Origin of the sequence: Sporolactobacillus sp. Y61 (assembly GCF_040529185.1) — a bacterium.
Classification (GTDB): domain Bacteria; phylum Bacillota; class Bacilli; order Bacillales; family Sporolactobacillaceae; genus Sporolactobacillus.
The window spans coordinates 3100290-3123227 of record NZ_CP159510.1 but is presented as its reverse complement, the minus strand read 5'-3'; the positions used below and the strand labels follow the sequence as shown (position 1 = coordinate 3123227).

Below are 22938 nucleotides of genomic sequence, written 5' to 3'. Positions count from 1 at the left end.
ACGGGAGGAATACGGTGAAACGATTTAGTCTGTCTATCTTGATAACTGTACTTATCGGTTCAGGGTTGTTTTTTGTATTTTTCCATCCGCCTGAGCCTGAAATTTTTATTAAGGGAAACAAATATCATGCGGTATATAACGAACCGGTAAAGATCCACTTTGAAAATAAACGGCGCCTGTATCACTATCAGCTCTACATCGATGGAAAGAAGTATAAAGAGGGGACCGCCGTTAACCGGAACGGCAAGCATCTGATCAAAGCGGAAATCAGTTTTTCAGGAAAAACGGTGGACAAAACATTTCATTTAACAATCGACACGGAGAAACCCGGGTATCCACTGGTGAACATTGAGCCCTCATCTATTCACTTAAAACAGGCTGCTATTCATGTAAAAGAAGAACCCGGAATCGATTACAAGGCTTATCTGGATAACAGGCCCTGGCTACTGAATAAAGCGATCACACAGCCAGGAGAGCACCAGCTTAAAATCATCTCTTCGGATCAGAGCAATGGCTTAAAGAATATCGATATCAGAACCTTTCATATCTTCGAAACTGCCTTCTCAAAAGAAGAAGTCCGTTACTTTTTGAAAATTGCTCTGGGAACAGAATATAATCCAAATGATAAGTTCATAAATAAATGGACAGAACCCATCGTGATTAAACCCTATCTGGAAACAACAAAAGAAGACAGGGATATGATTAAAAAAACAGCCAAAGCGTTAAGCCAGTTAACGGGTCTTGATATTTCCGTGCTAGATCCGTCCGATAAACGCAAAGAAAATATGAGTATTTATTTTCCAAAAGACAAAGACATGGCAAAATATCAAGGTCCGACCTATCGAAATAACTGGGGCTATTTCAACTATTTCGATTCTGACAATATGATATATAAGGCTTATCTATTAATTGACAGGGATCTGAGTCAGGATTTACGGAATGAAGTGATACTGGAAGAAATCACTCAGGCTCTGGGCCTTGGAAATGACACATATGACTATAAGGACAGTGTCTTTCAGCAGGAAAAAAATCAGGCTGTGACGCACTATTCGGCTATGGACAAAAAAGTCATTCAGCTATTATATTTGAAAGAAATCGAGCCTGGAATGGATAAAGAAGCCGTACTGGAAACGTTAAACCCTATTATTCGCTAACGACCGGAAACCGTAAAAAGAAAGGGGCGGTCAAATGCTTCAACTCTACGGATTTTTAATTGTACTGTTCGTGGGTACCCTTACCTGTGCGTTTTTGTTTTATGCTTACTCCAATGCAAAATACAGGAAAACGGAATACTATCGCATCACCCATCGCCCTTTTTTGCGAATGATACGTTCAACAGGCAGTTACGGTGAATACCTCATATACAGACATCTGCGGTCACTGGAAAAAGAAGGACGCTTTCTTTTCAATGTTTATCTGCCGAAAGAAGATGGAACAACGACTGAACTGGATGTGCTGCTGATCCATTCAAGCGGGCTGTACGTTTTTGAGTCGAAAAATTACTGTGGCTGGATTTTCGGAACGGAAAGCCGGCGAACCTGGACCCAGTCACTCGCTGCCGGCAGGAAAAGCGTGAAAAATCACTTCTATAACCCGATTATGCAAAACGAAGGGCATATCAGTCATTTGAAGCAGTGCCTTTCCGATTATGCGCAGATCGTCTGTCATTCTATTATTCTATTCAGTGACCGCTGCGAACTGAAAAAGATTACCCTGGATCAGGGGAAGGCAGCCGTCATGAATCGTCACCAGGTCAAGCCGTTTGTTAAGAGAACGATTGCCGGCACCGAAGTAGTCCTGAGTCATAATGACGTGGAATCCATCTATCAGATACTTTTTCCGTATTCACAAACTTCCGAAGAAACGAAACAGACCCATATCGAGAACATTCAGGCAAAGTATCGACCCCGTCCAAAGAAAAGCGTTCTCTCTCAGAATAAGCGTACAGTGAAACAAACAGCAACGGAGACTGCGCCATCTCTGGACCCTGACAGATCTCTTGCAGAAGAAAGCGCACCGGATCACACGCAACCGGAAAAAGATACCAGAAGAACCGTCCCTGACGAGATTAAAGAAGACCGACAGCTGAATCCCGTTACAGAGTCCGCTCCGAAAGAACCACTCACAGAAGGTGAAAAAATCTGCCCACGATGTGGAAAGCCCATGGTGCAACGGGTAGCACGGCACGGGAAACACCGTGGCGAGCACTTCCTGGGCTGTTCGGGATTTCCGAAATGCAGATACACAGAAAAGGAGAAGGCTGACTGATTTTATTTTACTTTTTCCCCATAGCGCATCCGCTCCTTATCGTGAGCATACCGGCGGTATAGAAGAAATCATCACAAAAGAGGAGCCTTTCTCAAAGGAATCATTTACTGATCTGTGTATGGCGGTACAGGATCTGATTATGATTTTTCAGAGGTTCTGGCAAAAGTGAGTGCGGGAAGGCGGGGAATGTAACCCATAAGAAGTTCTCTAAGGAAACAGATAAGGCTTTAAAAGAACGTTTCTCCAACTCGACTTCGACAGTTGTAGGCACAATCTTTCAAGTGAGCGATTAAAGGAATCCCTTGTTCTAGGGATTTTTTTAAATTATCCACATGTGCATAATAGGTCATCCAAAAGTTATCCATAGGCACACATCTGTGGATAACTATGCTTGATATTGAAACTCACCTGTAATATAATATAGGCATGTATTTACGAAGGGTTTCTCGAAAAAATAAAGATGGTCGTACAGTAGCCTATCTGCAGCTGGCTCAAAATGAGTGGGATTCCAAGGCCAAATATGCCAAAGCAAGGGTGATTTATTCGTTCGGTCGCGAGGATCAACTGGATGTTGACGCGCTCCGTCGGCTGGTGGAAAGCATTTCAAGGTATCTCTCTCCTGAAGAAGCCCTGCGGGCTCAGTCTGAGATTGGTCAGGCGGCTGATTTTGCTTTCAAAGCATCCAAAAGGCTGGGTGGAGTCTGGACACTGGATCAGCTCTGGAAAATGCTGAGCATGGACCAGATCATTCATGAATTATTGGCGGGTCGTAAACATGATATCGACGTCGAACGACTCATCTTCGCTATGGTAGCCAATCGAGCTCTGGATCCAACAAGCAAGCTGGGGCTTGAGGAGTGGATACAGGATGAAGTGGCACTGCCCGGACTCAATGAGGCACATGTCCATCAGTTTTACCGTGCCATGGATTTACTCCTGGAAATGCGCAGCCAGCTGGAGGAACAGGTTTATTTTTCGACAGCGAATCTACTGAATCTTGAAGTCGACCTGATCTATTTTGATACAACCTCGTCCTACTTTGAGGTTGAGCCCCAGGAAGCTCCGGAAAAGGAAAATCTGCGAAAGCTGGGCTATTCCAAAGACAAACGCCCGGATCTGCTGCAGGTGGTCATCGGCATGGCCGTTACGAAGGAAGGCTTGCCCATCCGATGCTGGGTCTGGCCAGGTAACACGGCGGATAAAACAGTCGTTGAAGAGGCCAAAAAGGATTTAGTTGGCTGGAAGCTGGGACGGGTGATCAGTGTGATGGACCGTGGCTTTTCCACGGAAGACAATCTAACGACGCTGCAGCGTGCCGGAGGGCATTATATTGTTGGTGAGCCCATGCGTTCCGGTAAGAAAATTGTGGATGAAGCGATGTCCCGCAAGGGACGTTATCAAAAGGTTCGCAACCATCTTGAGGTTAAGGAGATTGTCGTCGGGGACGGAGAAAAGCGGCAGCGTTTTATCCTTGCCTACAACTCAAAAGAAGCAGAGAAAGATAAGAAACAGCGGGAACGACTGGTTCGTGATTTGGAGATGGCTCTGGAAGACTTACATCAGTTGCCTGAAAAGAAGCATACCAAAGCGGCCTGTGCCCTGCGGTCACATAAGCTTTATGGTCGTTATCTTCGCCAGCTGAAGGACGGGCAGCTGAGAATTAATCGGCAGGCGCTTCGAGATGCGGCGCGTTATGACGGGAAATACCTGATTCGAACATCGGATGACACCCTGTCCGCAGAAGAAGTGGCGCTGGGATACAAGAACCTGATGGCTGTAGAAAATGGATTCCGAACCTTAAAGTCTACACTCTGTCTTCGACCGATGTACCATCGGATCGAGGATCGGATTAAGACGCACCTTTTACTGAACTGGCTGGCTCTGCTTCTTATTCGGCTGGCGGAACTGAAGACCGGTGAAACCTGGCCAAAACTGAAACATACCATGGATCAGATGGTTCTGGGCAAATTTTCTTCGAAAAAAGGAGACTTCTATCAAAGAACGGAAATCACCGCAAAACAGCATGAAATCATTAAGACTCTTGGGATAAAGGTTCCTCGAAAGATATGTCGAATCGACCTTAAATCCTAGATACACACATATAAAAATTAAAAGTCCGAAAACAGGCTACCTGTCGCCTTTTTTCGGACTTTTGTGTACCTAGAAACTGTCGAAGTCGAGTCCAATTTCCTATGAAAGTCGTACAAAAAATATGGCATTGGGGATAATAAGAAGGGCTGGTGTTTCGCTGAGGGAGAGGCAAGGGGACAACGGCACACACTTCCCAGAAAAATTTTTTCTACTGAAGTATAGTGCTAAAATATGTAATTGAAAGGAGCTTGATCATCTTATGGAATTAACTGTCAAGTGGGCTGGAAATATGGCTTTTTCAGGGGCTACGGCTTCTGGTCATGAAATTAGAATGGACGCAGCAGAGGAAATAGGTGGGCAGAATTCAGGTGCAAGACCGATGGAGCTTGTAATGAACGCCGTTGCGGGTTGTACAGGTATTGATATTATTATGATTTTGAAAAAAATGCGTTTGAATCTTACCTCTTTTCACATGGATATAAAGGGAGATCGCGCAGAAAATCCACCAAAGGTATTTACCAATATCCATATTCATTATGCATTAGAAGGTGAATTACCTGAAGACAAAGTTATCCGGGCGATTCAACTATCAAAAGATAAATATTGTTCTGTTGCTCATTCATTAAAAGCAGACATTACCGCCAGCTATTCCATCAATGGGGTAAAAGGTGAGAAAAAGTTTTAATATAATCCTAATTTGCTGATTCCACTTCTTTATTTTCCCACTTATCAAGCATAGCCGCATTAGCTGTATTGCCAAGAACATTTAAAAGCGTTCTAAATCCTTCAGTTAGACGATCGACACCAGCAACGATGGCGATGCCTTCTAATGGTAAACCTGCAGCAGTTAATACGGTTGACATCATAATGATTCCAGCACCGGGAACACCTGCTGTACTAAAGGAAACAATGACCGTACTAATCATGACGCTCACAATGAGAGTTGGTGTTAGCTCTACATCGAAAAGCTGCGCTATAAATAAGGCGTTAAAACCTTGCATGATGCAGGCGCCATCACGTTTTAAGGCCGTTCCTAATGAAATGGCAAAACTTGCGATTTCTTTTTTCATCTTAAAGGGACCCTGCGCGTTTTCAATCGCAACAGGTAAAGCAGCGTTAGAACTTGAGGTACCAAACGCGATACCGAAAGCTGGCAGGAAGCTTTTCCAGAAACGAACAGGCGAAATTTTCATAAAGGTTAAGAATAAGAAATAGACAAAAATCATAATGACAACCGCTAGAATTAATCCAACGATATACATCACTAGTTTTTGGACAAGTTCCAATCCTTGGGTTGCAATAACAGAGGAAATTAAGGCAAACACCCCAATAGGTGAAAACTTCATGACAACAGATGTAATTTTTCCAATAATCTCATGAAAGCTCTTAACAAAGGATACAAATGGATTGGCTTTTTCCCCAACAAGGCGAATACCTACAATGATTAAAATCGCCGTGAAGATAATTTGCAATAAATTACCTGTTGAAAACGACTCAAATGGATTTGTTGGAACGATTGAAACCAGCCAATCCAGAATTCCTTGGCCTTGAGCCGCTTTTTGCGTGCTTAATTCGCCAATATTGCTCACGGAATTCCCAGGCTTTAAGATAGCGGCAGTTGCCATTCCGACTACAAGAGCTACTAAGTTTGTTACAATATACAATGATAATAATCTCCAAGTAAGCCTTCCAACTTTTTCCGAGTTTTTAATACTCGTAAAACCAACTATTAGTGAAGTAAAGACGATTGGTACAACAATAAATTGAATACCTCTTAAAAAGATTTTCCCCACTGGCGATAACACATATTGGTCCAGACCAGGAATAATACTTGGGAAAAATAAATTAAGAATAATTCCCGCAATGATACCGAGTAGTAAACTAACGGTAATTTTTGTTGATAATTTCATATAGAGTCCTCTTAAATCCTACTATTTAAATACGAATAATTTACATTAAATATAGATTAATCAATATATTTTGTCAAGATACTAATAATAGTTGAAGTGCTTTTAACTAAATTTAGTTTACGATGAACAGATATCACGGAAAGCCCATGGTGCAACGGGTAGCACGGCATGGGAAACACAGTGGTGAGCACTTCCCGGGCTGCTCGGGATTCCCGAAATGCAGATACACAGAAAAGGAGAAGTTCTCTAAGGAAGTAGATAAGGCTTTAATTATTTGGAAGCTGGGAATTCTTCGACTTGGACAGGTTAATAAAATCCTGAAAACGAGAGGGTTCGTTCTTACAGTGGCAGATGTGGATCTGAAACATGCGACTTTTAAGCTGTTTTGTCTGAGTGTTCATGGTTCAGAAGATGTTTCTTGTGAGTGATCGTTTAACTACTTTTACCCGGGTTTATGGGATTGCAGCACGAGAAACATCCTCGTGGAGGAGCTGTATATTTTTCAGCACGCTTCTCGATGTCTCACAGAGGGCGGTTATCGATTTGGCTTCCTGACCGGATAATTGATAAACAATATCCTGGAAGAGCAGGGCGGTTTCATCGAGAATATCGGAGGCAGCAGTGTTGTACAGGGCGACATAAGAATAGTTGTTGGAATCAAAGATTGCCTGATCTATAAAGGGTTTATACTGCTGAATGAGCGCCGGTACATTAGCTTTTAAATGGTTGATTCCGGTCCGAAGCCCTTCAATTGTATTGGCAAATTCGTCGAGCGGTTTTAATGCCTGTTTGACCTGCAACCGTAGCCTGTCGTCCCAGTCGGTAAATAATCCAATCAAGATGGCGGGCGGACTGGAGTACCAGACGCCATAACTCGCCGCTTTAACTGTAGCAGAGGTGGCCTCTGTAATTGTTTCTAAAGCCCATAAATGCCCGGTAAGAAGAGTGGACAATGGAGTGATTGCCCTGTTAATCGAGGCGGATAAACGGGTCATTGATCCATTGAGATGCCGTTCTTTGGTATTCACTCCATAAGGTAAATCGCTGGATGACTTCAGCTGAGTATGATCAGCCGTCGGGATCGTGACAGATCCGCTTTGCAGGGAACCCTGATTGATTCCCTGAGCAAGAGACTGATCTGCCGATTGAAACTGATCACCAACGGCCTGGACCTGCTTCTGGAATTTAACGAGCTGCGCCAATAACTGATCTTTGTTCTGCCCGACAATTTGGAAATGATTATAGAGCTCATCGACAACGGCATCGGCAAGCCCTCTTGCTTCATCCGCCAGAAGGCGAGGGATGACCTCCCTGGTAAATTTATCTGCAAAATTGACTAAATCATCGATTTCCATTTTTACATTCCGTAAAATTTTTTGAGCCTCACGCAGTTGATCGCCGACATGAAAGGTTCTAATGGTCATATATTCCAGCAGTTTATCCGGACGATTTTTAACCGTTTTTTCAATATAAAGGCAATATGTTTCCGCCTGAGATAACAAATGGATCAGGTGGTCGATGATTCCTTTTGTCACATACCCGCCTGTTGTGATCCCTTTGAACCAGGATGTATTGCCGAAGCTGTTTTCGAGAATATCTTCGAATTTGCGTTGAAGCTCATTCAGCCGCGCAGGCATACGAGCCTTGACGTCGATGACAATTTCGGTGGCATGATTGATGTATTCAACCACATACCCAATTCGGCCAATGACTCCGTTTTTCAATGCATCCGACAAGGCGGTTATGCTCTCCTGGTTAATGCTGATCCTTTCCCAGGAACCGCTTCGATAAAGTGGCTCTCCGCTCCAGATACTCGTCACAATATGATCGTCCGCCGCAATATAGATCTTTCCATAGCCGGGTTGTCCTTCAATCCCCACATTGATCGACTGATTGTCCGGGCTGTCACCGATATACCCGGTGTGGTTTGAGCCAAATGCCCGGGAGAAATGGGGAATCCCATTGTTGATCCGATAAATGTTTCCGGGGAATCGATCGTTTAAATTGAGTGCTTCTTCGCCACGTGTCAGTCCATCGTACTTGCTGAAATAGTTGGTTACGTTGGCATAATTCTGATCAGCTTTAACCTGTCCTTCGGGTAAAATCGCAGGATTCAGTGTTACAGCTTTCACCTCAGGGTAATGAACACCCACCGTATTCGCTAAGGCTCCGCCAAGCGAATTTCCGCAGACGGATTGAACCCCATATTTTTCGTTCATATCTTCAAAATAGTCACGTGCAGCTTGTAATTGCGCGGGATCATAGTTGCTCAGGAGCTGGACATTGGTGAGCATATCCTGCATGCCATATTCCGATTTCATTTGAGTGCCCTGGTAGACGATGGTAAATTCTCCAGATTTGATATTTTGTACAGTCATGGCGTTGAGACCGGTTTCATCTTGTATATTATCAACAATATAATATCTAGTTTTATTTACGTAAATGCTAGTATCCATATCATGTACTTTATAAGCATGAAATCCTGCTAATTCAACCAAGTCTTTATCATTCGCAGTACTTTTTATCATATTAGCTGTTACAGACATCTGGTTCAACTCCTTTAAATTATTTTATTATCTTATTTGGAGTTCCTCTTTTTAACGAATTTTCTTTATTTCCAATCCCTGAACTCCTATAGATTTTATTGTCATGCAGATAAATGCTATAAGCTCCAGAGGGGATATTTTTCAATTTTTCTATATCAGATGATATCTTGTTAAAAATTTCTTTATTAGGCTGAGCATTGTGCTCTTTCATAAACAACTGTAAAGTAATGTAAATTTCTTTAGGGTGCAATTTTATATCCTTCATTTCTTCTTTCCACTCGATTTTGGTCATTTGAGGATTTTCAAGATATTTACTCAGAATGTCCTCGCTGAATGCATCTTTCGAAATGGACATATAATAATATGGTGTACTAAATCCGTTGCCACCGACGTTTGCAATCGCATCTTCTTTCTTACCAACCACGAGATTGTTTGAAGTAAAATCTGTTAAATAGTCATCTAAATTTTTGAATTTGTCATCGAATACCATATTATAGATTCCGGTTCTTATAGCATCCTCGACCTTGCCTTCCTGAGACCAAACAGCGTCAGTATTTATTTTTTTCTGGGATTTATCAATCGGGACAATCGCATAAGTATAGAAATGTGGCTCACCCACCGATTCAACGAATACCGTAACGCCGTCAATATTCCCGACCAGGTTATGAACGATCACTTCGGTTTTATATTTCTCTCTAAAAAACTTTTCCACTGCATGAACGACTTCATCTCGATGGGCTTCGGCTATTTTATCGGTTTCTTCCCCACCTTCAAGAGCATAACCCTGACCGGTGTAGTCCTGGACACGGGCAAAGACATTTTCATTTTGTTCATTCCGATTTTCTCCGGTGATCGAATTTGGATCGTTTGTCTGATTCATAAACGAGCAACCTCCCAGTAGTAACGATATACATATAATTGGCGTTAATATTTTTTTGTATTTCAAAGTGAGATCCTCCTCAGATGAGGTCTGCAGATATGTAAGCGATTGCGGATATGAAACAATTGTAGAACATTATGTGAAAGATGTGTATCTTCAGCTCATATTCTCATCAAAAATCAGTCTATAGAACTATGGGGGAGGGGAGGTCAAAAGTAACGAATTGAGGAATTAGTCCAGGTAACATTAGCTGCAATATGCCCAATGAACACTCACCGTGTTCGCTCAGCTCCGCCAAGTGAATTAATGCAGACGAATTGTACACCATATGCTTTATTCATATAGTCACGTGCGGCTTGTAACTGTGCAGGATCATAGTTGCTGAGGAGCTGGATGGTGCGCATATCCTGCATGCCATATTCTGATTTCATTTAGGCTCCGCAGGTTTTCCAACCATTTTCAGGCTACGGGATATTTGAATATTATAATTACCGAAAAACGGGATTGGTTCAGCAAACCCTACATAAGCCGATGCCGGCTTTTTTCCTCTTCCCCGTAAACACCGTTCATGACTCAAGCGGGCCCGATTATTTGAAAGCAGTGCCTCACTATTGTATAGTGTAAATGAAACAATTTTTCATTTGTTAATCTGCGATTGAAAATATTTCTTTGGCAGCATTCATATTTCATGATCATATCAGTCCGTATGATCGTGCCCATTTCGATTTATCCCTCCTGGTTTTCTTCTGAAGCAAGCGCCAGCCAAAACAATTTCACAAGATTTGGGTTATAAGCATTTTTTCTGCACGATACTCTGTTGATCCGATCCGTTAAGAACCCTGAATGGGTACTCTTTGCGGGAAGGGCAAAAAGGTCTTCAATTGTGGATCACACTCGCCATTTTGTCTGAGTGTCTAATAAATAAGGAGGAATCTCACAATCTACAATTCTTTATCATTGGAGAAGGGGAATGAACAGGAAGAGATACTGGAGAGCATACCTGAGCAGGATAAACCTGTATCAAAGTATAAAGCGCAGAAACTGTCTTACTTTCTTGGGTTGTATGGGGGCGAGCACGTCTCCGGAACGGAATTTGTCGTTGGCGCCAGCCTGGTTTTATGGGGCGTCAGTATCGGCGATGTCATTCTTGGCTTGATTATCGGGAACGCGCTCGCAGTCCTGACCTGGGGGCTGATCTGTGCACCGATTGCTACCAGCACCCGGCTGACGGTTTACGCTTATCTGAAAAAAATCGCCGGTCCCTGGATGCAGAAAATCTATAATATTGTAAATGGAATCTTATTTGTTTTCTTTTCCGGAGCGATGGTCACCATCTCTGCGTCGGCGATCCGTGTGCTGTTCGGTCTGCCACCGCAGACGCACTGGTACCCGACCAATGCCGGCTTTGTTATGCTCGTGCTCTGTGTTGGTTTCATTGTCTCGACGATTGCGGCTTTCGGATTTAAATCGGTGGCGCAGTTTTCATCTGTCTGCGCGCCGTGGCTGCTATTGATTTTCATCGTTGGAGCCATCATCGGTGTCGCACAGATTGTGACTCTGGTTCCGGGATTTGACCACATTGGTTCGTTCTCCGATTTTCTCAGCCTGGCCAATCAGTATATCTGGGTCATCGACTCGGAAAACAGTCAGGGGCTGAGTATCTATCACGTGATCGCCTACGCGTGGCTGTCAAATATGATTGCGCATGGTGCGCTCAGCGATATGGCCGTGCTGCGGTTCGCCAAAAAAAGTTCCTATGGATTCGCGTCAGCGGTCGGCATGTACTTCGGGCACTGTCTGGCCTGGATCTGCTGCAGCATCATGGGGGCGTCTTCCGCCTTGTTACTGCAACAATCGATTACACAAATCGATTCCGGAGCAGTGGCCTTTTACACACTCGGTTATACTGGCATCATCGCCGTGCTGATTGCCGGCTGGACCACATCAAACCCGAATATTTATCGGGCGGGGCTCGCTTTTCAGACGATTTTCACTCAGTTTAAACCGCGAAAAGTGACTTTCTGCACGGGCCTGATGATGACGGTTGTCGCCTGTTTTCCGTTTGTCTTTACGAAACTGCTCGACTTCACCACCTATCTGGGTATTATCGTTGCTCCAATCGGCGCCATTGTCGTTGCCGAGCACTGGATTTTTCAGCGAATCGGTATGACCCGTTTCTGGTCCTTTTATAAGGGCTCCAGACTGAATGTACCGGCATTTGCCTCATGGATGCTGGCCATTGCCCTGTCCCTCGCCATGAATTACTTTAATGTTCTTCATCTCTTCTTTCTTCCGGCTGCTTCCTGGATTGTGGCTCTGTTCCTTTATATCGGTCTGGCAGCAATCGGAGGAGCAAGGGAAAAATATCCCGAAGAACAGGCACTGGATGAGGAGATCACAAAAAGGGTCATCCACGAACAGGATAAAAAGGCGCTTAAAGAACAGGAAATACGTAATAAGAAAGTCACGGCGTCCCCTGCCGGATGGATTACGGGGATTGTTGGTATATTGGCTATTGTCGACCTGGCTGCGATCATGGTACTGTCGATTGGCGTCTTCGTTGGATCCGTCGACTTTACAGCTTTCAGAAACATCAGTTTTGACCTGACGATTGCCTACTTTATTTTTGCGATCATTTGGATCCGCCGGCATGAAAGGGCGAGCCAGGCGAATTCCTGATCATTAGCTATCGACAAAAACGGCTTTCCCGGTTTTATTTCCGGGAAAGCCGTTTCCTATGCTCCGGTCCGCCAGGCTTTATAGTTTATCATCCTCGATAAAGCGAGCCAGGCGATAGCTGTAGTCACCGTCTAAGTGGACAAGATCCGCTTTGGACATATTCTCCAGAAAACGGTCGATAATTTTAGGACCGTAATCGAGATAGAGTTCTGAGATTGATCGATTTGTCGTTACCAGCAGACTCTTCGATAATCGCGCATTGAGTATGGCGAACAGGAGCTCTTTCGTCCATGGCGTAATCCCTTCTGCACCAACATCATCCAGAATGAGCAGATCGGCATCTGCGATGAATGTCATGAGTTCGCGCTCTGTGAGCGTACTTTCTTTCGCCCAGGTTGATTTAAAGATGAGCTTTAGAGCCGGGACATCAATAAATAAGCACGTTTTATGATACTTTTGGTCAAGCAGTTTACTGATTCCTACGGCCAAATGCGATTTGCCCAGGCCGGGTTTGCCGTAATAAATCATTCTCGCCGGCTTATTTTCTCCTATCTTTTTAACAAATGCAATAGCCTGTTCGACCGCATGGATCTGTGACGCATTCTGGACAGAAAAATTTTTTAACGTTGCTTGTTTTAAGGCATCGTTGATCGTCGACAGTTCGGAAAATCGTTCACGCTTGATTCTGTCGGCCTCCTGTACCGCCTGCTGAGACAACGAGCAGTCACAATGCTCGGTGATCGTCGTCCATGAACCTTTTCGTGGCCCGCCGACCATGCGCATTTTATAAACATTCAACGCTCTGCCGCAATTGCGGCAATGCGTGACATCGACTAAGGTTCGCTTCAAATCAATGCCGTCTGCATTAAAGAGATCAGCTATGCGACGCATGGATAACACCAGCCTTTATGAGATGGATTAACGCTGCACATATTTCTTAGCTTTTTATTCCCCGAAAGACGCGCGCACTTCGAACGATGGAGCCGAAAGCTGGCGACGTGTGCGGCAGCAAAAAAGTAATCAGAGAGACGATGGATATGTCGCAAGGGGAGAGGGCAGTGCCATATCCTGCTTCAGCGTTGCATCGTTCAGCGCTTCTTGCCACTGTCCGGGCAATGGGGAGGGAAGCAGATGCAGGCGTTCCCTATGCCTCAATGCGAGGTCGTCCTGATTTCTTCGACCACCGATGATACGGGTTCGCCCCTTGCCATCCGTTCGCGTATAGCCATCTTTTCTCCACCTGTATAGATTAATAGCTGCAGTGCAAGGGCAGTGCAGCCAGATTTTTTCCTGGATCACTTGCTATTTTAGTGATAACCATTATCAATTGCAAGGGCGGGTCAGCAAAGAAGAGAAAAATAGTTTAGTGGTATCCTTTTCATTTTGCTCAGGGTTTGTATTTGAAAATTAATTGTTTATCAGCCACCTGAATAGTCACAAAACTGTCATGGATAATACGCGCTCGGTGGAGGATATTGATTGAAAATGAGAACCATTATCACTATAATTTTAAGTATACATGTGATGAAAGTCACAATGCCACTGAGGAGCAGTTCATGATGATCAACCGATTTATATTGAAAACACAGTGATCGACGATATAGAAATAAGTGAAATATAGAAAAGAGGGAAAATCATGGAGGGAAAAGCTTTACTCGAAATTGAAGATTTGCATCTTTCTTTTGACACGTATGGCGGCGAAATCCGGGCGATTCGCGGAGTGAATTTGTCACTTAGAAAAGGCGAGATACTCGGCCTCGTCGGTGAATCCGGCTCTGGGAAATCAACCCTGGCAAAGGCAATTATCGGCTTGCTTCCCAAAAATAATACACGAATTAAGAAGGGGCGTATACGGTACAAGGGATTAGACCTGGCCAGGGCGAAAGAGCATGTCCTGCAAAGTGTTCGCGGACGAGGAATTTCGATGATTTTCCAGGATCCCATGACTTCATTGAATCCGACGATGAAAGTCGGCAATCAAATTATGGAGGCTGTGAAGGCGCATCAAAATCATTCGGGCACTGAAGCGAAAGAAAGGGCTTTGCAGCTGCTACAACGGGTCGGAATCAAGGATGCCGATCTGCGAATGAAACAGTATCCGCATCAATTTTCCGGTGGCATGCGGCAGCGAGCGATGATCGCGATTGCATTGGCCTGCAAACCCGATATTTTGCTTGCTGATGAACCAACAACAGCGCTTGATGTCACTGTTCAGGCACAGATTATCGAACTGCTGAAGGATATTCAAAAAGAGAACGGCATGTCCATTATTTTTATCTCGCATGATCTCGGTGTGATTGCGAATGTGGCGGACCGGGTAGCCGTCATGTATGCGGGAAAGATCGTTGAGATCGGCACATCAGCGGATATTTTCTATCATTCCAGGCATCCCTATTCGTGGGGGCTGCTCAGTGCAACACCCAGTCTGGAAACAACCGGTGATGTGTTATACACCATACCAGGCTCTCCGCCGAATCTGCAGCAGCCCATTCAAGGTGATGCGTTTGCACCGAGAAATAAATATGCCATGAAAATCGATCAGGTTAAGCAACCACCAATGTTCCGGGTTTCCGATACTCACTTTGCTGCAACCTGGTTACTGCACCCCGAAGCGCCATCCGTAGATGTGCCGGAGGAGATTCGCATGCGCAGGCAGCAGGCCGGGAGTAAGCGACGATTCGAACACAAGGAAGCTGAAAATATAAAGCACTCAGGCAAAGTCATGCTTGAGGTCAGTCATTTGAAGAAAACCTTTTTAAATGGGAGAAGCCCGTTGAACGCCGTTGATGATCTTTCACTCAAACTGTATCAGGGAGAGACTTTTGGCCTGGTCGGTGAATCGGGATGCGGCAAATCGACTCTGGGACGAACCATCATGGGCATCTATAAAGCGTCGGGCGGCGCCATACGGCTGGAAGATCAGTCGATTGGCAATCATCATGGCAAACAAATGAAACGTGCGTTCCATCAAAAGGTGCAGATGATTTTCCAGGATCCCTACTCTTCGTTAGACCCGCATTTAATCATTGGTCAAATTGTCGCGGAAGGAATAGTCCTGAATAATCTTGCAAAATCCAAAGAAGATTTAGAACAGCAGGTCGCCGAACTTCTTACAACGGTTGGTCTGGAACCGGGATTTGCCAGGCGCTATCCGTATGAACTTTCCGGTGGTCAGCGGCAGCGTGTGGGTATCGCCCGGGCACTTGCCGTTAAACCGGAGCTGATCATTGCAGATGAACCTATCTCTGCTCTGGATGTTTCCATTCAGGCCCAAATTGTCAACTTATTAAAGAAGTTACAAAAAGAACGCGGGCTCACACTTTTATTCATCGCTCATGATCTTTCCATGGTCAAGTATATAAGTGATCGGATCGGTGTGATGTACGCGGGCAAGATCGTCGAACTCGCGCCGGCAGATGACCTGTATCAATGCCCGCTCCACCCATATACAAAGGCATTGATTTCGGCGATCCCGCAGGCGGATCCACTTCGCGAGCAGCATAAAAAAAGATTGATCTTTCAGCCGGATCGTCAGAAGACAGGAGAGGCAGCGAAGAAGAGACTGCGCCAAATCATTCCCGGACATTTTGTCTCCTGTGACGAGAGTGAAGTATCCGTATTGAAGGATAAGTATGAGCGGTTAACTCAGTCTAAAATACGGGGTTAAATCATCAGCGTACAGGATTAAGTGCCTGATATAAAGATCGTGGTGAAAAAAGGTGTGAAAAGGGGACTGCCCGACTTGCACATGCCTGCTCCTGCCTGCTGAATCAGAAAGGAGAGTCGTTATCGATGACTGCACGTTCAAAACACGATTCCGAAATGATTGAAATATGGGATGATGTCGTTCGGATCAGGGATCTTGTGCTCGCGATTGCGATCAACAGCATAACAACATTAGGCGGTTATTTTGCCGCACCGGACCATGCGCCGATGCCGCTCTTATTTGGCTTAATCGGAGCGGTGATCGGGTTTATGATTTGCTCACTTTTCATTAAACCGAAACGCATTTTTGAAGAGACGGAAAGGAAGAAATAATGGATGGATCTGGTTCTTTTAGCCGAAATGATCGTTGCAGCGGTTGCAGCTGCACTTTTATATACAATTATTGGCATCATCCCGGGGACGGACGAAACGGCCGTTCTGGTTCCCGTCACACTGATCTTAGTGCTCGCCGGTGTTCAACCCGTCGTTGTCCTCTGCTTTTTTATCTCAGCTGTGATTGCCAATAACTTGATGGATGCGGTACCTGCCGTCGTTGTCGGAATTCCCGGCGGCGTTATGGCAAGTCCGCTCGTTGGTCATGCGCTGTTACTTAAACGAAAGGGGATGGCCGACCAGTCGCTGCGCAAAATGGCCGGGGTTCACTGATCGGCGTACTGGTCAGTGTTCCGGTCAGTCTGCTGCTTGCAAGAAGTCTGATCCCGCTTGCCGAAGCCATTAAAGCGTACGCCAACCCGCTCTTCTTTGCCGGCGCCGTTTTACTTGCCTTGCTGAGTAAGAATAAGGTACTGGCACTTGCCTCCATTCTCCCTTTCACACTGCTCATTGAAGGGCTGCGCTATCTCTATTGGGGCATCGGCATTGTACCAAAGGGAACCACAGTGTTCATTTCGTTCTTTCTCGGCATTACGATTGGACCGATCATCCTGACTCTGTTTGAGCTGCTGAATAAAGAGAAAAGAGAACAGATGAAGTGTGATCAGCCGCGCAGGATTACCCTTCAGAAAGTGCCCTTCGAATGGAAATCGCTCAATCCGTTTCACGCGTTGAAAAAGCAGGAATGGGTCACAAGCGCCGGAGCGTCATTGGTCAGCTGTTTTACTTTTATTCTCAGCCCGGTCGGGATGACGACACTTCTTGGCGAACTCTTTTCAAAACGAACGCAGGATTCGGTTGAACGGTCGGTACTTGCAATTACAACGATGAATGCACTGGCAAACGCGACCTATCTTTCCGGGACGCTGATCCCGCTGATCGCGTTAGGCATCCCCCTTTCTCCGGTTGCCATAGGTCCTGCTCATGCGCTGTTTGACGCGCCACCAGTCTTTACTGCAACCCGCAATATGCATCATATCCTTTCACAGGCCGATTTCATCTGGGCGACAGTGATTGGCGCCGGCGTTGCACTCATGGTCACGTATACGCTGGCAATCAAATATGCGCAATCAATTTGTGCCTTTGTGTTTAAACGGATTCCCCACGAAGCCATCCTCGGCCTGTTTTTCGCTTTCGTTCTCCTGCTTGCGTATATGGATGCGGGTTGGATGAATATCGGCGGCGTTATGCTGATTGGACTTTTTTCCGGACTGCTTCACCGCTGGGGTGTGGGATACGGGATATTATTCATGGTCCTGTATGCGGCGCCATGGCTCGTTTTGGTATTCTGATCAGGATCCGTTCCGGGGCTGCGCCCGAAACATTCGCCGTGCTGATGCGCACAGGGTGCAGGATGGATCACTGACCGGCTCTTTTATTTTTGCCAATGAACCAGATTCAGGAGGTAACGAAGATGGACGTGTTAAAAGATCTTTTTAATCAAATAAAAGCAGATCCTGAAAATATTCGTTTCACAAATAGAAACATCGATCCGCTCTACTATGCCGCCCCAACAGCAAAGCTGTTAATCATCGGGCAGGCTCCGGGTGAGATCGCGCAGAATACAAAGATAATATGGAATGATCGAAGCGGCGTGCGGTTACGGGAATGGATGGGTGTATCAGACGATACTTTCTATCATTCGGGGAAAATTGCCGTGCTTCCGATGGATTTTTATTTTCCCGGCAAAGGGAAGAGTAGCGATTTGCCGCCGAGGAAGGGATTCGCGGCAAAGTGGCATGATCCAATCATCAGGGCGATGCCGGACATCGAGTTAACTTTATTAGTCGGCTCCTACGCACAAAAGTACTACCTGAAGACGCATTCAAAAATGACATTAACTGAAATTGTTAAAGATTATCGCCGTTATTTACCTGACTATTTTCCATTGGTTCATCCGTCACCGCGAAACACTATTTGGATAAAAAGAAATCCCTGGTTTGAGGACAGCGTCTTACCGGATTTGAAGAAATTGATTAACCGGATTCTATCGTAAATCCTGATCGAACCGCTTATACGTGCTGATTCAACCGACAGATGATGAAATGCGGAGGTGAAATAGATGAATCAGGTGATTCGAGATAAACTATCCTTGCTTCCGAAACAGCCCGGTTGTTATCTGATGAAGGATTATCGTGGTACGGTCATTTATGTTGGAAAAGCAAAGATCTTAAAGAGACGCGTACACTCTTACTTCATCGGCAAACATAATCCAAAGACGGAGAAATTAGTGAGTCAAATTGCTGATTTTACGTTTATCGTGACTGCATCTAATGTTGACGCACTCATTCTTGAAAATAATTTAATTAAAAACTATCATCCTAAATACAACATTTTGCTGAAAGATGATAAAAGCTATCCTTATATAAAAATAACGGATGAGCGCAATCCCAGGCTCATCATTACTAGACAGGTAAGCAAAGATAAGGGAAAATATTTCGGCCCCTTTCCCAATGTAAGTGCCGCTAATGAAACAAAAGCATTGCTGGACCGTCTCTATCCACTAAGACGGTGCCCGCTTACCGCGCGGCGCCCCTGTCTCTATTACCAGATTGGCCGATGCATTGGGTGTTGTGCCAGAGAAGTAAGCGAAGAAGAATATCGCCAGGTAACGCGTAAAATCGTTCATTTTTTCCATGGCGGGTTCAGAGCGGTTGCGCGAAAATTAAAAGAAGAGATGCGGGAGGCCTCGGATCGTTTAGACTTTGAGAAGGCCCGGGATCTCCATGATTTGATCTCTTGTATTGAAGCGACGATGGACAGGCAGAGCATCAATAACCTGGATTTCGTCGATCGCGATGTGTTCGGTTTCGCTTTTCAGAAAAGCTGGCTATGCGTGCAGGTTTTCCATATTCGCTGCGGAAAATTAATACAGCGCGCAGCTTCATTCTTTCCCGTGTATGCTGAGCCGGAAACGGGTATTCGTACTTATCTGGGACAATTTTATTTAGGCAATCGCCATATCAGGCCAAAAGAAATCTTAATGCCGGAATTGGATGATGATAAAACGATCCAGGAATTTCTGGGCATCCGTTTGATCCATCCCAAACGGGGCACGAAAAAGAATCTTGTACAGATGGCCTGCCAAAATGCACGCATCGCGTTGCAAAATAAGCTGTCATTATCGAAATTGGAATCAACGGGCATTAAGAACTGATCACTGTCCGTTCAAAGGGGGCATCTGGGTTATGTCCTGTTCTCATATAAAAAGTAAAACCCTCTCTTCAAACAGAGGGGATGCAAAGCAATTAATGGAGGCCTTTGTCGCATCCGGTTCGTATAAACGGCTAAAAGAACTTGAAAGGGAAGGGAAGGCACTTCGAGATCGTGTGCGCTATTGCCTCAGCAGTGGTGAATCAAGAAGGTACGAGATTGGCAGTCATCTAGTGGCGAAGTTCATTCCTAAAAAAATTTATCAATATGATTACACTGGACTTAATGAGTATCTGTATAATCTTGGATTACTCCAGAGGCTGACGATACTGACCAGTCGCAATTTGAATAAAGACCAGAAACTGCTGGACTTATTTGAACCGTACCACTTAACTCCGGAATATTATGTGAAACCCTCTTTTAATCGAGCGGGGCAGGAACTGATAAAGAGTGAGCCAACACCTGAAGTGAATTTGACTCTGAACGATGCGGCGATAAGAATCAGCCAAAATCGAAATCATTTAAAAGCCGTAAAAGCTGAGTATGACAAGCTGAAGGATGAATTGGCCAGATCCAGTCAATTAGCTGTGGAAAAGAAAGTGACCTATAAATATGGCTCATTATCCCTTCTTCGAAAACCCCTGCGTTATCGGTTCACGCATCGTTCAAATCAAAGGATGATTCATGCGTTAATTGAATTTGGGAAACCAGACTTTGATGGCATTGAGCATTACATGATTAAAGGAATCATTAAAAAGAGCGAATTTGAGACATTCAGGAAGCTTAAGGATATTCGATTAGATTTTGTTATTCTTGACTTGGATGATGAGGCGAAGATGCAGAATTATTTTCATCGAAAAAGGGCCAGGCATTTACTCTTTTTGAATGAGTGAATGGAGAAGGCCGTAACAGCTTTTGCCGCCCTTACGCCAGGGCGGCAAAAGGTATACATATATATATTATTTTTCCAATGCCAGACGAATTGCGACTCGAACGTCAATAATTGAAAAATATATTCCGAGAATCAGGCAGTTTCCTTCAGAATGAGTGAATAGATGATTTATCAGTTTTTTTACCTTTTTTTATATGGTATTTCTGCATCTTTCGTACCAATGTAGAGGGATCAATTTGCAGGATTGAAGCTGCTGCTCGAACACTGGGTGCTTTATTAATGGTGTCCTGGATGATATGAGATTCAAGCTCCGCCATTGTTTTTTTTAATGGTTTTGGATCTGCCAACATGGAGTCACTGCTGGTTTTACTGCTGAATTTTCTATCCTGGTTCAACGTCATTTCATTGTGAATGTCCAGAACATCTATTTGGGATTTGTGATTCATTAAAACCATACGTTCGACCAGGTTCCGAAGTTCCCGTACATTACCCGGCCATTTATATTTTTGCAGCCTATCTAAGGCATCTTTGGAAAAAGAGCGTTGAAATCCATACTTGTAATTGATACTTTTTAAAAAATGATAAATCAATGGCACAATATCTTCCTTACGTTCACGTAAGGGTGGGATGACGATGGGAATGATGTTTAGTCGGTAGTATAGATCTTTCCGGAACATCCCTTCTTCGCTCATTTTATTCAGGTCTTTGTTGGTGGCTGCAATCACACGGACATCGATTGAGATCGGTTTTGAACCTCCGACACGAACAATTTCAAATTCCTGGAGGACCCTTAACAGTTTTACTTGCAATGGTAAGGACATTTCACCGATTTCATCAAGAAAGATGGTTCCTTTGTTGGCTGCCTCAAATAAGCCGGGTTTGCCTTTGTGATGAGCTCCGGTGAATGAACCTGATTCATACCCGAAAAGTTCAGATTCTAATAACGTCTCAGGAATTGCCCCGCAGTTGACCTTGATCAAAGAACCATTTGAGCGCCTGCTCTTCTTGTGAATTAAATCCACGATCTTTTCTTTCCCAACACCTGATTCCCCTTGTATGAGGACAATGGAATCGATTTGGGCCACGCGCAGAGCACGTTCAATGACAAACTGCATTTTCTCAGAGTGAGCGACAATCGATAATTCTGTATCAGTCTGACTTTTTAGTACTTCTAATTCCTGATACACCACCTTTTTCTCGGCCTCTAAATCCTTCACTTCTTTTTCCAGAGATTGCAAGTAGGTTAAATCGCGAACATTGTTAACAACTTTTGATATCGATCCATTTTTATCGTGAATGGGTGTTGCAGTAACTAAAACGCTTGCTCCGGTGTTAATTTTCTGATTGACGGTGACCGGCCGATTTTCTGCAAGTGCGCGCAGCGATGCTGATACATTGATGATTCCCTCATCTTGCAGCGTCTTCAGGCTTTTTCCCACACAAAATTTGGTTGACAGACCTGCTATTTTCTCATATGCAGGATTTTGATATAGAATAATTCCTTCATTATCGCTAAATACGATACCGTCGAACGACGAATCAATTAATTGGTTGAATTCAGTCTGTATCGTTTGAAGTTCTTCCTTTTCACTAATGAGACGGACCAGTTTATCGACCGGTTTGATAAAAGCAAAATAGTCATTCTGATCAGTAATGATCTGAACTTCAGCCGGTTTTGAACAGATGCTGTAAAAAGTGGCGCCGCTAAATGTTAAATCCATGATCTGATTGAATTGAGATTGATAGTCCTGGGCCAGTTGATTGTAAAAGCATACTTTTCGCTGGTGGTTAAAAGTAAATACACCAATTGATTGCAGTTTTTCAAGAAAAAAATAATCCATCGTTTGAAGAACCTCCTCATTCATCAGGCAATCCTTCGCCCCCAGATAAGCTAAGTGACTCAAACAGGTGGCGGAGTGAGGGACTGAAGGGCTGTCCTTTGCAGTTGAAATTGAATGCATTGGCTATTTGAAGGCCGGCAGCACGATTGCTCAATGTCATCCCATTCGTTTGATCAAACATTGATCGTGTTTTTCCATTCAGACGAATGTCGAAAAACGCTTACACAGATATTACCATGCTTCAATCACCTGAGTGAAATTATTGAACTTGTTCTGCCTCGTGTCTTATCCTGCAGGGCAGTACCCCCCTCAGGGTCATAAGGGTAAACGAACAGGACCAGGTGGGGGATAACTGCCCGCAGCGCAGCCTGATGGGTTGAACGTACAACCAGTGGGGATGAAACAGGCTAAAGACGCAACGCCCTGTCGCAACACCTGCACTGGCACGTCCTGTGCGTCGACCCCCCCTGCTTATTGAAGTTTCACTTTTTGCTGACTTCAATCCACAGTATATTTTCCCCGGAAGGAATGAATCTGCCTTCAAAAAAGGGACTCATGCAGAAATACTTATGCATGGTTA

Annotated in this window: 17 protein-coding genes and 1 pseudogene; 11 read left to right on the top strand and 7 right to left on the bottom strand. The window is 44.5% G+C overall.

The genetic code is table 11. The features are described 5' to 3' along the window. The first annotated feature begins 14 nt into the window (after positions 1-14). The 4 genes from ABNN70_RS14895 to ABNN70_RS14880 all read left to right on the top strand — a co-directional run bounded on the left by ABNN70_RS14895 (position 15) and on the right by ABNN70_RS14880 (position 5044). Complete coding sequence (locus ABNN70_RS14895) at positions 15-1154, top strand: DUF2927 domain-containing protein (RefSeq protein ID WP_353948255.1); 1140 nt, start codon at positions 15-17, stop codon at positions 1152-1154. A gap of 34 nt (positions 1155-1188) precedes the next feature. Beyond that, a complete protein-coding gene (locus ABNN70_RS14890) occupies positions 1189-2268 on the top strand; it encodes an NERD domain-containing protein (RefSeq protein WP_353948254.1) in 1080 nt (359 codons plus the stop codon). A 426-nt stretch (positions 2269-2694) separates the two neighbouring features. After that, positions 2695-4359 (top strand): IS1634 family transposase, encoded by a 1665-nt coding sequence (locus ABNN70_RS14885; protein WP_353948253.1) that lies wholly within the window; start codon positions 2695-2697, stop codon positions 4357-4359. Between the two features lie 259 nt (positions 4360-4618). Next, complete coding sequence (locus ABNN70_RS14880; RefSeq protein ID WP_353948252.1) at positions 4619-5044, top strand: OsmC family protein; 426 nt, start codon at positions 4619-4621, stop codon at positions 5042-5044. A gap of 7 nt (positions 5045-5051) precedes the next feature. On the opposite strand, the gene ABNN70_RS14875 is transcribed toward ABNN70_RS14880, so the two are convergent. From ABNN70_RS14875 to ABNN70_RS14860, 4 genes are all read right to left on the bottom strand, one after another. Beyond that, positions 5052-6269, bottom strand: coding sequence for a dicarboxylate/amino acid:cation symporter (locus ABNN70_RS14875; RefSeq protein ID WP_353948251.1), 1218 nt, complete (start codon positions 6267-6269; stop codon positions 5052-5054). A gap of 452 nt (positions 6270-6721) precedes the next feature. Further along, positions 6722-8815: a hypothetical protein gene (locus ABNN70_RS14870; RefSeq protein ID WP_353948250.1), complete on the bottom strand. Its 2094-nt coding sequence runs from the start codon at positions 8813-8815 to the stop codon at positions 6722-6724. Positions 8816-8834: 19 nt separating this feature from the next. After that, complete coding sequence (locus ABNN70_RS14865; RefSeq protein WP_353948249.1) at positions 8835-9695, bottom strand: DUF1672 family protein; 861 nt, start codon at positions 9693-9695, stop codon at positions 8835-8837. A 272-nt stretch (positions 9696-9967) separates the two neighbouring features. Continuing rightward, positions 9968-10126, bottom strand: a complete 159-nt coding sequence (locus tag ABNN70_RS14860; RefSeq protein WP_353948248.1) for a hypothetical protein — start codon at positions 10124-10126, stop codon at positions 9968-9970. A gap of 526 nt (positions 10127-10652) precedes the next feature. On the opposite strand from ABNN70_RS14860, the gene ABNN70_RS14855 reads away from it, so the two are divergent. Beyond that, a complete protein-coding gene (locus ABNN70_RS14855) occupies positions 10653-12374 on the top strand; it encodes a hypothetical protein (protein ID WP_353948247.1) in 1722 nt (573 codons plus the stop codon). A gap of 78 nt (positions 12375-12452) precedes the next feature. On the opposite strand, the gene ABNN70_RS14850 is transcribed toward ABNN70_RS14855, so the two are convergent. Next, positions 12453-13265 carry an ATP-binding protein gene (locus tag ABNN70_RS14850; RefSeq protein WP_353948246.1) on the bottom strand — a complete coding sequence of 271 codons (813 nt, stop codon included), beginning with the start codon at positions 13263-13265 and terminating at the stop codon, positions 12453-12455. Positions 13266-13394: 129 nt separating this feature from the next. After that, positions 13395-13529, bottom strand: coding sequence for a hypothetical protein (locus ABNN70_RS14845; RefSeq protein WP_353948245.1), 135 nt, complete (start codon positions 13527-13529; stop codon positions 13395-13397). A 481-nt stretch (positions 13530-14010) separates the two neighbouring features. Between ABNN70_RS14845 and ABNN70_RS14840 the strand changes: the two genes are divergently transcribed. The 6 genes and pseudogenes from ABNN70_RS14840 (at position 14011) to ABNN70_RS14815 (ending at position 20518) form a co-directional block, all read left to right on the top strand. Beyond that, the gene (locus ABNN70_RS14840) at positions 14011-16041 is read left to right on the top strand and encodes an ABC transporter ATP-binding protein (RefSeq protein WP_353948244.1); all 2031 of its coding nucleotides are present in this window, start codon (positions 14011-14013) and stop codon (positions 16039-16041) included. 125 nt (positions 16042-16166) lie between these two features. Then, the gene (locus ABNN70_RS14835; protein WP_353948243.1) at positions 16167-16412 is read left to right on the top strand and encodes a hypothetical protein; all 246 of its coding nucleotides are present in this window, start codon (positions 16167-16169) and stop codon (positions 16410-16412) included. A 3-nt stretch (positions 16413-16415) separates the two neighbouring features. After that, positions 16416-17764, top strand: a pseudogene (locus ABNN70_RS14830) (tripartite tricarboxylate transporter permease). 122 nt (positions 17765-17886) lie between these two features. Then, entirely contained in the window at positions 17887-18468 is a 582-nt protein-coding gene (locus tag ABNN70_RS14825; RefSeq protein WP_353948242.1) for a uracil-DNA glycosylase family protein, read from the top strand. 66 nt (positions 18469-18534) lie between these two features. Next, positions 18535-19629: an excinuclease ABC subunit UvrC gene (gene uvrC / locus ABNN70_RS14820; RefSeq protein ID WP_353948241.1), complete on the top strand. Its 1095-nt coding sequence runs from the start codon at positions 18535-18537 to the stop codon at positions 19627-19629. Between the two features lie 31 nt (positions 19630-19660). After that, entirely contained in the window at positions 19661-20518 is an 858-nt protein-coding gene (locus tag ABNN70_RS14815; protein WP_353948240.1) for a hypothetical protein, read from the top strand. 145 nt (positions 20519-20663) lie between these two features. On the opposite strand, the gene ABNN70_RS14810 is transcribed toward ABNN70_RS14815, so the two are convergent. Then, on the bottom strand, positions 20664-22358 hold the full coding sequence (locus tag ABNN70_RS14810; RefSeq protein WP_353948239.1) for a sigma 54-interacting transcriptional regulator: 1695 nt from the start codon (positions 22356-22358) through the stop codon (positions 20664-20666). Between the last annotated feature and the right edge of the window lie 580 nt (positions 22359-22938).

Coding starts and splice junctions, on each gene's coding strand:
- ABNN70_RS14890 (WP_353948254.1), top strand. CDS start 1,189: ATGCTTCAACTCTACGGATTTTTAATTGTACTGTTCGTGGGTACCCTT.
- ABNN70_RS14885 (WP_353948253.1), top strand. CDS start 2,695: ATGTATTTACGAAGGGTTTCTCGAAAAAATAAAGATGGTCGTACAGTA.
- ABNN70_RS14880 (WP_353948252.1), top strand. CDS start 4,619: ATGGAATTAACTGTCAAGTGGGCTGGAAATATGGCTTTTTCAGGGGCT.
- ABNN70_RS14875 (WP_353948251.1), bottom strand. CDS start 6,269: ATGAAATTATCAACAAAAATTACCGTTAGTTTACTACTCGGTATCATT.
- ABNN70_RS14870 (WP_353948250.1), bottom strand. CDS start 8,815: ATGTCTGTAACAGCTAATATGATAAAAAGTACTGCGAATGATAAAGAC.
- ABNN70_RS14865 (WP_353948249.1), bottom strand. CDS start 9,695: ATGAATCAGACAAACGATCCAAATTCGATCACCGGAGAAAATCGGAAT.
- ABNN70_RS14860 (WP_353948248.1), bottom strand. CDS start 10,126: ATGAAATCAGAATATGGCATGCAGGATATGCGCACCATCCAGCTCCTC.
- ABNN70_RS14850 (WP_353948246.1), bottom strand. CDS start 13,265: ATGCGTCGCATAGCTGATCTCTTTAATGCAGACGGCATTGATTTGAAG.
- ABNN70_RS14840 (WP_353948244.1), top strand. CDS start 14,011: ATGGAGGGAAAAGCTTTACTCGAAATTGAAGATTTGCATCTTTCTTTT.
- ABNN70_RS14835 (WP_353948243.1), top strand. CDS start 16,167: ATGACTGCACGTTCAAAACACGATTCCGAAATGATTGAAATATGGGAT.
- ABNN70_RS14825 (WP_353948242.1), top strand. CDS start 17,887: ATGGACGTGTTAAAAGATCTTTTTAATCAAATAAAAGCAGATCCTGAA.
- uvrC (WP_353948241.1), top strand. CDS start 18,535: ATGAATCAGGTGATTCGAGATAAACTATCCTTGCTTCCGAAACAGCCC.
- ABNN70_RS14815 (WP_353948240.1), top strand. CDS start 19,661: ATGTCCTGTTCTCATATAAAAAGTAAAACCCTCTCTTCAAACAGAGGG.
- ABNN70_RS14810 (WP_353948239.1), bottom strand. CDS start 22,358: ATGGATTATTTTTTTCTTGAAAAACTGCAATCAATTGGTGTATTTACT.